At 39.8% G+C, this 12,939-nt stretch carries 8 protein-coding genes; 7 read left to right on the top strand and 1 reads right to left on the bottom strand.

Annotated elements, in window-relative coordinates:
* The coding region (locus tag QNI22_RS40455) for an integrase core domain-containing protein (RefSeq protein WP_419836272.1) at positions 1 to 121 on the top strand (121 nt) is incomplete at its 5' end.
* Between the two features lie 916 nt (positions 122 to 1,037).
* Here the strand turns inward: QNI22_RS40455 and polA are convergent.
* Positions 1,038 to 3,869, bottom strand: coding sequence for a DNA polymerase I (polA, locus tag QNI22_RS37515; RefSeq protein WP_314519411.1), 2,832 nt, complete (start codon positions 3,867 to 3,869; stop codon positions 1,038 to 1,040).
* Positions 3,870 to 4,045: 176 nt separating this feature from the next.
* Here polA and QNI22_RS37520 point away from each other — a divergent pair, with 176 nt between their 5' ends.
* The 6 genes from QNI22_RS37520 to treS all read left to right on the top strand — a co-directional run bounded on the left by QNI22_RS37520 (position 4,046) and on the right by treS (position 12,907).
* On the top strand, positions 4,046 to 4,888 hold the full coding sequence (locus QNI22_RS37520; protein ID WP_314519413.1) for a hypothetical protein: 843 nt from the start codon (positions 4,046 to 4,048) through the stop codon (positions 4,886 to 4,888).
* A gap of 166 nt (positions 4,889 to 5,054) precedes the next feature.
* Positions 5,055 to 5,618, top strand: a complete 564-nt coding sequence (locus QNI22_RS37525) for a hypothetical protein (protein ID WP_314519416.1) — start codon at positions 5,055 to 5,057, stop codon at positions 5,616 to 5,618.
* A gap of 25 nt (positions 5,619 to 5,643) precedes the next feature.
* Positions 5,644 to 6,144, top strand: coding sequence for an NADH-quinone oxidoreductase subunit A (locus QNI22_RS37530; RefSeq protein ID WP_314519418.1), 501 nt, complete (start codon positions 5,644 to 5,646; stop codon positions 6,142 to 6,144).
* Positions 6,145 to 6,367: 223 nt separating this feature from the next.
* Positions 6,368 to 7,159 (top strand): hypothetical protein, encoded by a 792-nt coding sequence (locus QNI22_RS37535; protein ID WP_314000075.1) that lies wholly within the window; start codon positions 6,368 to 6,370, stop codon positions 7,157 to 7,159.
* A gap of 248 nt (positions 7,160 to 7,407) precedes the next feature.
* The gene (locus tag QNI22_RS37540; protein WP_314519420.1) at positions 7,408 to 9,360 is read left to right on the top strand and encodes an alpha-1,4-glucan--maltose-1-phosphate maltosyltransferase; all 1,953 of its coding nucleotides are present in this window, start codon (positions 7,408 to 7,410) and stop codon (positions 9,358 to 9,360) included.
* Between the two features lie 205 nt (positions 9,361 to 9,565).
* The gene (gene treS, locus QNI22_RS37545) at positions 9,566 to 12,907 is read left to right on the top strand and encodes a maltose alpha-D-glucosyltransferase (RefSeq protein ID WP_314519422.1); all 3,342 of its coding nucleotides are present in this window, start codon (positions 9,566 to 9,568) and stop codon (positions 12,905 to 12,907) included.
* The last annotated feature ends 32 nt before the right edge of the window (positions 12,908 to 12,939 follow it).

Raw genomic sequence — 12,939 nt, forward strand, 5'->3', positions numbered from 1 at the left:
ATTTTCAAGTTTAAGACAAGTCAGAGTGCTATCTGAACAATGGCGGTTGGAATACAACACCTTGCGTCCCCATCAAAGTTTAGGGTTTGTAGCTCCTGTTGAGTTTGCCAATGCCAGCTAGGCTCTACTTATGACTGGCTCACTTTATAGGGAAGCTTACAAAAGGCTGTGCTCTGTTTTGGGATTTCCTGTAAACGCATAGTTCATAGCAACGGTCTCATCTGTAAAGGTGAGACCGTTTTTCTGATAAGTAAAGTGATTACGTGGCATTTATAATTGGGTTTTACTTTTAAGAATAACTCCAATCATTTTTTAATTTAAGTATAAGTCAAAGCATATTTTATTTTTGATCGGACTTCCGTTCATTTTCTATACTGTGCATAGTTCAACGCTCCATCATTGAACTGCAACAAATAATACACAGATCAATGATGAATATGGGTAAATTAGGACAAAGAATATAGCTACCTAAGATATATTTGAAGGAATAATTGTACTTTTCATATATCACCCGTTTTACTTTTTAGCTTTTTCCTTATTTTACTAAGCTAAAAAATGAGCTAAAAAAAAGTCGATTTTTTAGCTCATTTTTTAGCTCGCTTTTAGACTAGCTTTTCTCAACAAATAACATAGATCTCTATAAAACAATAACTTACCACAGAAAAATCGACTCAGTTTTTAGCTTATCTTTTGGATCTTTTTAGCTTATTTTAAAATTTTTGTTTTTTAGTTCATGTGTTCCCTCCCTATAGGGAGGGAACACATGAACTAAAAAACATATCAGGGTATATTAATAAGATAATAGGTAATTACTTTCTGGTTCCCATTGATACATATCAAATATTAGCTATCAGTTATTTATTTTGCACCTATAATTTCCAGAATAAACACTTTAGAATCCTGTTGGCAGGTGATGTAATTGCAGAAATTCTTCAGGAAGAAAATAAGAGATATTTCTCAACAATAAAGCCTGCGTTCTCTAAAAACGCAGGCTTTATTGTTTAATATACTTACATATTTCAGGATAATGTTATTTTTTAATGTGCCTCCAGCCAGCTAATACCTGTACCTATGCCTATTTCCATTGGTACCGATAATGGCAATGCATTTTTCATCAAATCTTCAATAGAAGGTGTAACAACGGCTAACTCCTCTTTGTGTGCATCAAAGACCAATTCGTCATGCACCTGAAGAATCATCCGGGTACGTAACTTTTCTTTTTTAAGAAACTCATGTATCCGAATCATAGCCAGTTTAATAATATCAGCCGCAGTACCCTGAAGCGGAGCATTTACAGCATTACGTTCCGCAAAGCCTCTGTCTGTCTGATTCATCGAGTTAATATCCCGTAAATATCTTCTGCGTCCTAATAATGTCTCTACATACCCTTTGTCCTGAGCTTTGATAATAGAATCATCAATAAACTTCTTTATCAATGGAAACTCCTGAAAATAGGAATCAATTATTTCTGCTGCTTCTCTACGTGGAATATTCAGTCGCTGAGACAGACCAAAGGCAGAAATACCATAGATAATACCAAAGTTTATTGTTTTAGCTTTTCGACGCATCTCCGCATTAACTTCCTCTAATGGCACCTTAAATACTTTACTGGCAGTAGATGCATGAATGTCTCTGCCATTCTTAAATGCATCCATCATAGTAGGGTCGCCACTGAATTCAGCCATCAAACGTAATTCGATCTGGGAATAATCAGCAGACAGGATCACATGGTCACTATCAACGGGTACAAAGGCTTTGCGAATCTCTCGTCCCCGTTCTGTACGAATAGGAATATTCTGCAGGTTCGGATTGGTAGAACTTAACCGTCCAGTAGCTGTAACAGCTTGATTAAAGGACGTGTGAATACGTCCATCCCGGGGGCTAATCAATAAAGGCAACGCATCAATGTAAGTAGACTTTAATTTCTGAAGCTCCCGGTAATCCAGAATATGACGAATGATGTCATGATTGGGTTCCAGCTTGGACAAAACCTCTTCGCCTGTAGCATATTGGCCTGTTTTGGTTTTCTTTGCACCCGGATCAAGCTTTAATTTATCAAAGAGGACTTCTCCTAATTGCTTAGGGGAATTAATATTCAATGTCTGTCCAGCCAGAGCATAAATCTTCTCTTCCAAACCCTTCAAATCTCCTTCCAGTGATAAGGACAGTTCCTTTAGTGCAGTTTCATCTATGCGTACGCCTGCTTGTTCTATATCGGCTAGTACAGGGACCAAAGGCATCTCAACATCCCAAAACAATTTCTCTAACTGGTCTGTTTTTAACCTTTTGTGAAAGATATCATATAACTGGAATGTCACGTCGGCATCTTCTCCTGCATACTCCGCTACTTTTTCAATTTCTACATCTCGCATAGTCAACTGATTTTTCCCTTTCTTTCCTATCAATGTTTCAATAGAAACCGGAGAGTAATTCAGGTAATTTTCAGCCAGATAGTCCATATTGTGGCGTCCTTCTGGTTCAGACAGATAATGAGCCAGCATAGTATCAAACAGTTGTCCTTTTACTTCAATCCCATAGTTTTTCAGAATAATCAGATCATATTTAATGTTTTGACCAATTTTCTGAATAGCAGGATTTTCAAATACCTCTCTGAATTCCTCCAATATTTTCTGTGCTTCTGCCTGGTCGGCAGGAAAGGGCACATAATAAGCTTCACCAGCATAGTAGCTGAATGAAAGGCCTACCAATTCTCCCTGGGTAGCATCAATACTGGTTGTTTCCGAATCAAAACAAAAGACCTCCTGGTTATTCAAATGTTTGATTAGAGATTGACGTAGTTGAGGCGTATTGATAACATGATACTGATGCAATGTATCTGCAATAGATTTTCTACCTCCTGTATAATCTAAAAATGGAGGCAACTCTCCTTCTCCCCCAACCGGTGCAGGCGCGCCAAACAAATCCATCTGGCTACTGTCTGCTGGTTTCTTCGCTTTGGCTACAGGCTTAGTTGCTGTTACCGCAGTGGCTCCCTCTTCTCCAAATAATTTTTTCCGGATAGTTCTGAATTCCAGTTCATCCAGCAAACGAATTAGTTCTTCTTTATTTGACTCCTGACACCGAAATGTCTCTTCATCAAATTCTACAGGTACATTAATATCAATAACCGCCAACTGCCTTGATAATCGCGCCTGATCTGCATATTGTTTTACCAAATCCTGCTGTTTCCCTTTTAGTTTGTCAGCATTGGCAATCAGATTCTCAATAGTGCCATACTCAGCTATTAGCTTCTGGGCAGTTTTTTCTCCAAATCCCGGAATGCCCGGAATATTATCCACGGCATCACCTTGCAGACCCAACATCTCTACTACCTGATCTATACGTTCTACTCCCCAGCGATTCAACACTTCCGGAATTCCCCATATCTCACTGGCATTTCCCATAAAAGCAGGTTTATACAGAAAGATATGCTCTTCTACTAACTGACCATAATCTTTATCAGGAGTCATCATATATACATCAAATCCATGTTGGGCAGCTCGTTTGGCAATTGTACCAATGATATCATCTGCTTCAAAACCTTCCTTTACCAACACTGGAATATTCATAGCTTGTAATAACTGCTTGGTGTAAGGTATAGCAACTGTGATGTCTTCAGGCTGCGCCTGGCGTTGTGCCTTATATGCTTCAAATGCCTCATGACGAAAAGTTGGTGCAGCCGTATCGTAAGCAACAGCAATATGAGTAGGCTTTTCTTTTTTCAGTACTTCCAGTAAGGTATTGGTAAAACCGAAAACAGCCCCTGTATTTAAACCTTTGGATGTAATCCTTGGAGTCTTACCGAGCGCAAAATGTGCACGGTATATTAATGCCATGGCATCAAGTAAAAATAATTTTTTCTGAGACATGAAAAATGTAGGTTCTAAGTTTGACGTCTGGAAGCCTAAAAATTACCTAAAAGCAGTTTTATTATCTCAACCTTTCCTGCTTTCAGAGCTGAGGCTCTAAACTTTTGGCTTTATAAGATGTAATTTGCCAAAGTTAGCCGTTATATTCATTTCAGACTTCATATTTTTTGTTTTCCTTGAAAAGTGTAATTACCATTTATGAAAAGATAAGTGTTCTTAGCCTGGACGTAGTAGCAGGGGCAGTTTGCTGTAGTGCTATGTTTGCCAGGCAAATGCATATTAAGGTGTTCTGGTATCAGTATTTTGTACTGGGCTGTAGTGTATGGCTGATCTATACAATCGATCATCTTCTGGATGCCTTTCGTAATCCTACACTTATAAGTCCAAGACATCGTTTTCATAAGAAATATCAAAAAACGCTTTGTATACTATCAGTATTAGTATGCGTTATTACCACATGGCTTGCATTCACCAAACTACCTATAGCTGTCATCTGGTTTGGAATGGCTTTAGGGGCATCGATGCTTGTATATTTAGCACTTACACACTTTTTCTCTTTTTCATTCTTTTTTAAAGAAGGTTTGGTAGCCTTTCTCTATACGCTAGGGGTATGGGGCAGTGTTGCAGTGCAAACTTTACACATTCAACAAACTCACTTGTTTTCAGGATGTATCTTTGGAATGATCATACTGCAACAAGCCATGCTACTGGCCTGGTACGAATCAGAAGAAGATACTCAACAAGAGATGCTTTCACTTATGCAACGCCAAAATGCAGCCCATCTTCATCTTTTTCTAAAAGCACTGATTATTCTGGCATTGGGAGCTACCATAGGGTGTTTGCTTCTACTTAATAATACATCATTGGACCAAAAGGTCTGGTTAACCTTACTGATTATTGCCTCTCTGTTATCTGTAATCACTTTTTTTTCTGGTCTTTTCCGGGAAGCTTACAGCTATCGGTTTTTGAGTGATGGTATCCTGCTTCTGCCTATTTGGATGATTGTGGATACATTTTAGAATCAAAAGCAAAAATCTTCTGTCAGAAGTTAGTAGCATTACCATTACGTACTGTATTTTTGCGTATTGAAGCAGGTAGTTTCAGATTGTTTTGTTGTCTTCAAAACATTGCAAAGGATACCTGTTATCCAAACTACATCCTATATCTAAACCAACTATACAACCGATGAAGTATCTGTTATGTATGCTCATAGCTCTTGGGAGCCTGATAGCTTGTTCACCCTTAAAACACAATTTGTCTCAGACCCCAACTTCTGATAAAGAAAATTCAACAGCAGTAACCTCTACTTCTGTTGTGCAGGAACAACCCGCACAAGCTCAGACTTCTATTCCAGAAGATAAAGCAAAAGAAGATACTACTCCCATATTCAGTGCGACTGATATTCTGAAAAAAACTCAAAAGGCTGTAAATACCCAACCTGAGGGATTGGCTAGTTCCAATCGCAAAGCTCTTGCTGAGACATTGCGTAAGCCAATGGGTCTATCCAAACTTGTACTAAAAGCAGCTGAAAAGAAAATTGCCAAAGAGATTAAGAAAAGACGTCCTGCGCAACAAGACGGGACTATTCTTGGATTGAGACCTATATTGTTCTTTTCATTGGTAGCTGTAGCTGTAGGTATTATCTTATTATTCGTTGCAGGTAAATCTCAGTTCTTCTCTATTTTAACTATGCTACTCCTAATAGGTGGACTTTTGATGTCATTAGCAGCCTTCCTGGATATTATTTAAGTAAAACTGATAACAGATATTGACTATGTCACAGATTTCTGAATTTGGAACCATTCTTCTCTTTATTATTGGAGCCATTGCATTCTTCCTGATTGCGATGTTTTCGGCCAGACTTCTTCGTCCTGACCGACCCAATTCTGAGAAACTCTCTACCTATGAATCCGGAGAAGAGCCGATTGGCGATGCATGGGGAAGGTTTAACGTTCAGTTTTATATTGTAGCCTTGGTCTTTATTCTGTTTGATGTAGAGATTGTGTTTCTATTTCCCTGGGCAGTAGTATTCGGAGATGTCAATCTCAACTCTGCCACACAAGGGTTATGGAGTTGGTTTACATTGATAGAAATGTTCATATTTGTAGCTATTCTGTCACTGGGACTTGCTTATGCCTGGGTGAAAGGTTATCTTGATTGGGTTAAGCCCAAACCTGAACCCATTGACTTTGAGTCCAAAGTGCCTGCTTCTCTCTATGAACAAGTAAATGAAAAATATGCAGTAAGAAAAGATGTAAACAAAACTGTGCAATAATTTCTACACGAGTTATTTCCAAAGATTGAATTTCTCTCCCCAATGCGCCCATATATATAAAAATTATATATGGGTTTTTCTTTGCCCATAAAGAAAAACTTAAATTATGTTAAAATGGCATTGAAATAGTATCTACTTCCCAAACAATACCTACTTTCGTAAACCATTTATCAATAGTTATTCATCTTACCACTCATTGCCCAACAGGAGGAGGCTCATATATATGAAAAAGCAACTATTTTTTCTCCTACTTTATCTAGGATTAATGAGTGGAGGAATCTGTACTATTCAGGCACAAGTATCCCGCTTCTCTCCAGGAGGAGTGCTGGTACAAGGGTTCACCTTACAGAGAGATAGCATGACTGTTGCCCCCTATGTAACTATCGTCAATAAACGGAGTCAGTTTGGGACTATTAGTGCAGATAATGGGTACTTTTCTATTTTCGCACAGAGAGGTGATACACTTGAATTTTCTGCTGTAAACCTTCAAACGGCCATTTATGTGCTTCCTGCCTACTATGCAGCCGATAGAGTAGCTGTACGGGCAGTTATGAATTCAAAGACCTACCAGCTAAATGAGGTAGTAGTTCGCCCTTATACAGAAAAACAATTTAAAAAAGATTTTCTGGCCTTACAACTTCCAGATGAACAACCAGAGCTTCAATTACCTGCTATTCCACGTCTGGCTACGCCGTCTTCTGTAGCACAGAGTGGTGCAGGAGTTGGGGTTGTCTTTTCAGGCCCTTTAACAGCCCTCTATAACAGTTTCAGCAGAGAAGCTAAATCCAGAAAAAAGCTGGCTAAGATGATGGCAGAAGATAAACGCAAAAAAATGTATGAAGCAAAAGTCAATCCTTTTTTTGTGGGCAAAATCACAGGATTATCAGGAGCAGACCTGGATGAATTTATGAAATATTGCACACTTTCTGAAGAATTTGTTATCGAAGCCAACGAATATGATGTAGCCATGGCCTTACAGGAATGTTTAAAAAACTTCAAGGCTGAAAGAAACTAGATCAAACAGTCCTATACATAGTTTTTTGAAATAAAAAGGGATAAGGTTTGTATACTTATCCCTTTTTTGTTAGTTGCGGACCAAAACATTTTTACATGTTTTTTTGAAAATTCTATACAAAGCTTTTTTCTTTAGGTTCAGTTTTTTCAACTGGTATGCTTAGTATTTTTTAGAGCACTTAACTCCAGATAAAGTCTTTAACTAAAGAACTACCAATTCTTAAAATTTCAAAAATCTCCTGAATACTTATGATAGAAAAAGACGGTAGAAGTCGTGTTGTCATTGAACATGTACAGCCGCAAATCAATAGTGGACGTTTTCCAGTCAAACGAACAGTTGGTGAAAGGCTCACCGTAATAGCAGATGTTTTTGCAGATGGTCATGATGAAGTGAGAGCTGCGTTGCTGGTAAAGCATGAACAGGACAGCGATTGGCAGGAAATTCCGATGGAATTTCAGGGAAACGACCGTTGGGAAGCATCTTTTACTCCAGAGAAGAGAGGTATATATGAATATACCGTACAAGGCTGGGTAGATCATCTATTAACCTGGCAGAAAGGTCTCAAAAAGAAATTTGAGGCAAGTCAGGATGTAGGAGTAGAGTTACTCATCGGGGCTAACTGGATTGAAGAAGCGGCTGAACGTGCGCCTACTCATGAGGCTCAAACTTTGCGTAACTGGGCAACACAGCTTCGTAACGAATCCAATCAATCAGCAGGAGTAACATTTGCCTTAAGCCAGGAAGTAACAAAATTAGTAGAAGCCTATCCGGATAAAAAATATGCTAGTCTGTACCATCGAACACTTTTCATGGAAGCAGAACGGCAGAAAGCCTTATTTAGTACCTGGTACGAATTCTTCCCAAGATCAGCGTCTTATGAACCAGGGAAACACGGAACATTCAAAGATTGTGAGCAATTGCTACCACGCATTGCCGAAATGGGTTTTGATACTATTTATCTTCCACCTATCCACCCTATTGGAGATTCTAACCGCAAAGGCGCCAACAACGCAGTAACAGCCCAACCTGGAGAACCTGGTTCCCCTTGGGCTATCGGAAGCAAGGATGGCGGACACAAATCCATTCATCCTGAATTAGGAAACATAGACGATTTTGTCAGCCTTGTAAATAAAGCTAAAGAATTCAATATTGAAGTGGCTATTGATGTGGCATTTCAATGTTCACCTGACCACCCCTATGTAAAAGAACATCCGCAATGGTTCCGCTGGCGGCCAGATGGTAGTGTTCAGTATGCAGAAAACCCGCCCAAGAAATACCAGGATGTACTCCCTATCAACTTCGAGACAGAAGATTGGGAAAATCTTTGGAAAGAACTGAAAAGTGTTTTTGAATATTGGATTAGCAAAGGAGTATATATATTTCGTGTAGATAATCCTCATACCAAATCGTTTATATTCTGGGAGTGGTGTATACGTGAAGTACGCCGTCAACATCCGGATGCTATCTTTCTGGCAGAGGCCTTTACTCGTCCACGGGTAATGGAACAACTTGCTAAAATAGGCTTCAACCAGTCATATACATATTATACATGGCGTAACACCCAGTTTGAGATCAAACAGTATATGACTGAGTTGACGAAAACGGATATGCGAGAATACTATCGTCCCAACTTCTGGCCTAATACACCAGATATTCTGCCAGAAATGTTACAAAATGGTGGAGAATCCGCGCATATCAGTCGTGTGGTTATGGCAGCAACACTCTCTTCCAACTATGGATTATATGGTCCGGTATATGAGTTTGGGATCAATACACCTGTCTATGCAGGTAAGGAAGAGTATTTGGATTCAGAAAAATACGAAGTTAAACACTGGGATTGGAATCGGAGAACTAAAATCCGGGATGTAATGACACGCATTAACCGCATTCGTCGTGAAAATCCGGCATTGCAGACAACCTGGAATATTGAGTTTGGAGAAACAGATAACCAGCAATTACTGTGCTATGCTAAAGTTGATGATTACAAAAGCAATAAGATACTCGTTGTTGTCAATCTGGACCCTCACCATGTACAATCCGGCTGGATAAAAGTACCTGTACAATACCTGAATCTGTCAGCAGGATCAACTTACACAGTTAATGATCTGATGACAGATACCCGATATCAATGGCATCACGAATGGAATTACGTAGAGTTACATCCGGGAGTTATGCCGGTTCACGTATTCAGGATTGAATAAAACTCAATGATGCATCAGCTTACCATTAAGCCTGCAGAACTTTGTAGGCTTTTTGTTTTGCACAATACGAAAAAGCTTTATTTTTCGCACAGAAAAGTACAATAAGCCATACAAATAATTTAACTAAAAAAGAATACTATTCCGAAATACTCAGTAATGTAAAACTGTCCCGATACAGTGATTCTTTACTTTCAGAACTACTCATATGGCCAAAAAAGTAATTACTCAGGATCCAAACCTGCGTTGGTATAAAGACGCAATCATTTACGAATTACACATCAAAACATTTGCAGACAGCAATGGCGACGGAATTGGTGACTTCCGGGGACTAATCCAGAAACTGGATTATCTTGAAGATTTGGGAGTAACGGCAATCTGGCTACTTCCCTTTTATCCTTCCCCGCTTCGTGATGATGGCTACGACATTGCTGATTATTATGCGATAAATCCTTCCTATGGTAATATTCAGGATTTCAAAACACTCCTGAAAGAAGCTCACCGCAGAGGATTGAAAGTGATCACAGAGCTGGTACTTAATCATACATCCGATCAGCATCCCTGGTTTCAACGTGCACGGCTTGCCAAGCCAGGCTCTGTATACAGAGACTTTTATGTATGGAGTGATACAGACAAAAAATACCAGGATGTCCGCATTATCTTTACCGATTCTGAACCTTCCAACTGGACATGGGACCCTGTAGCAGGTGCATATTATTGGCACAGGTTCTTCTACCACCAGCCTGATCTTAACTATGATAACCCTAAAGTTCAGGAAGAAGTTTTCAAAGTATTTGATTACTGGTCCGATCTGGGAGTAGATGGTTTCCGGATTGATGCAGTACCTTATCTATTTGAACGTGAAGGAACCAATGGTGAAAACCTTCCGGAGACACATGCATTCCTGAAGAAGATGCGTGCCCATATGGACAAGCATTATCCGGATAAAATGTTTCTGGCAGAGGCCAACATGTGGCCAGAAGACTCTGCCAACTATTTCGGCAATGGAGATGAGTGTCATATGAACTATCACTTTCCGATCATGCCTCGTATGTACATGTCGGTAAAGATGGAAGACCGCTATCCAATTATGGATATCATTGACCAGACACCTTCTATTCCTGATGCCTGTCAATGGGCTATATTCCTACGTAACCATGATGAGTTAACGCTGGAAATGGTGACGGATGAGGAAAGGGATTATATGTATAGAGTATATACAAAAGATCCTACCGCCCGAATCAACCTGGGTATTCGCCGCCGTCTGGCTCCTCTGATGGAAAACAATCGTCGCAAGATTGAATTGATGAATGTATTGCTATTCTCTCTTCCAGGAACTCCGGTAGTATATTACGGGGATGAGATTGGCATGGGAGACAATTACTATCTGAAAGACAGAGACGGGGTGCGTACTCCTATGCAATGGAGTGGAGATCGGAATGCAGGCTTCTCGAAAGCCAACCCTCAGCAGTTGCTACTTCCACTGATTACTGACCCTGAGTTTACGTATGAATCCGTAAACGTAGAGAATCAGCAAGGTAATCAGAACTCACTACTTTGGTGGACAAAGAGAATCATTGAGGCTCGCAAAAGACATAAAGCATTCAGCAGAGGTGAAATCCAGTTTTTACATCCCACCAATGCAAAAGTTTTATCCTTCATCCGTTCGTATGAAGATGAGCAAATCCTGGTTGTGGTAAACTTATCTCGTTTTCCTCAGGCAGCAGAATTAGACCTTGAAGCTTATAAAGGATATACACCAACTGAAGTTTTCAGTCAGAATGCATTTCCTGTTATCAAAGATGCACCGTATCTGTTTACACTCTCAGCTCATGGATACTACTGGTTAGTACTGAAAAAAGAAGAAACAACAGATACAACCTACGAAGGCACACAAATGCCTGTTCTTGAGCTTACAGACTGGGAAGAACTATCTGAAGCCAAGAAAACTAAGTTTATCGAAACCAAACTCCTGCCTGGCTATCTGAATTCCTGCCGATGGTTTGGAGGCAAAGCCCGTACTATCCAGAATATTCAGATTGTTGAAAACATAACCATTCCGGTACTGGAAGGAGAGGCAGCATTCTTTGTGATTGAGGTAAACTACAACGAAGGATTACCAGAGATGTACTCTTTGCCTCTAACACTGGCATTTGGTGATCAGGAGAAAAAAATCAGAGACACCTATCCGAAAGGGATCATAGCACCTGTACAACTAGGTACTAAAAAAGGTATTTTGTATGATGCAGTATATAGTGACGAGTTTCGGAATACTCTCTACCGTTTAATGGCTCAGAAGAAAAAACTTCATATTGGAGATAGTGAATTAAACGGATATATATCCAAAGACGCCGAAAGAGCAATTAAGAAAATAAAAGCTGATGATATAAAATCGAAGATATTGAATGCTGAGCAAAGCAATACATCCATTATCTACAACGATCAGTACTTCTTTAAGATTTACCGCAAACTGGATCGGGCACACAACCCGGATCTGGAAATTACCCGTTTCATAACAGAGAACACAGAGTTTACCAATGTTCCTAAATTTATAGGTGCATTGGAATTTCAACAGGGTAAGCAATTGCCTATGGTATTAGGCATGATGCAGGAGATGGTTCCTAATCAGGGCGATGCATGGGCATATATTGGAGATGTGTTGAAACGCTTCTTTGACCGGAAACTTACAGAAGACCGTTCACTGAAAGTCCCAACTCCAGTAGGAACGCTGACTAATCCTGTTGAGTTTGAACAAATTCCTGAGATTATGCAACAGCTGTTAGGCGGTGCTTATGTTGAGCGGGTCCGTTTACTGGGGCAACGTTCAGCTGAGATGCATTTGGCGCTTGCCTCACATCCGGAACAAAAAGGATTTGAAGCAGAAGCCTACTCATTGCACTATCAGCGATCCTTGTATTCTTCACTGGTATCACAGGTACGGAACTCGTTTGATCTGCTGAAGAAAAAACTAAACTCATTGCCTGAAGCTGTAAGAGCCGAAGCGGAAGAAGTAATGGGAATGCGTCAGGATATTTTGAAGTTCATGCAACGCGTATATGATCACAAAATCAATACGGATAAGATTCGTACACATGGCGACTACCATCTCGGACAGGTTCTATTTACTGGAAAAGACTTCATCATTATTGACTTTGAGGGAGAGCCAATCCGTTCGTTTAGTGAACGCCGTCTGAAACGTTCTGCATTACGTGACGTAGCAGGTATGATCCGGTCATTCCACTATGCAGCCTTCTATCAGTTAGTTCAGAATGACAGGTTCCGGGCTGAAGATATAGCCTATCTGGAAAAATGGGCAGAACAGTGGTATCATTATGTTTCCAGCTTCTTTATGCAAGCCTATATGGGAAAAGCTAAGGGACAAAACTTCTTACCTGATACTCAAGAAGACATTGATCTGCTGCTTCAAATATTCATTCTGGAAAAAGCGATCTATGAGCTTAATTATGAATTGAATATGCGTCCGGACTGGGTACGGATCCCGTTGCGTGGTATCAAATACATAATGAATGACTATCTAAAGAAGGCTTGATTGGCGATATAAATAAAGAAAGGTCCAGTATT

The sequence above is a fragment of the Xanthocytophaga agilis genome, assembly GCF_030068605.1.
Classification (GTDB): Bacteria; Bacteroidota; Bacteroidia; order Cytophagales; family 172606-1; genus Xanthocytophaga; species Xanthocytophaga agilis.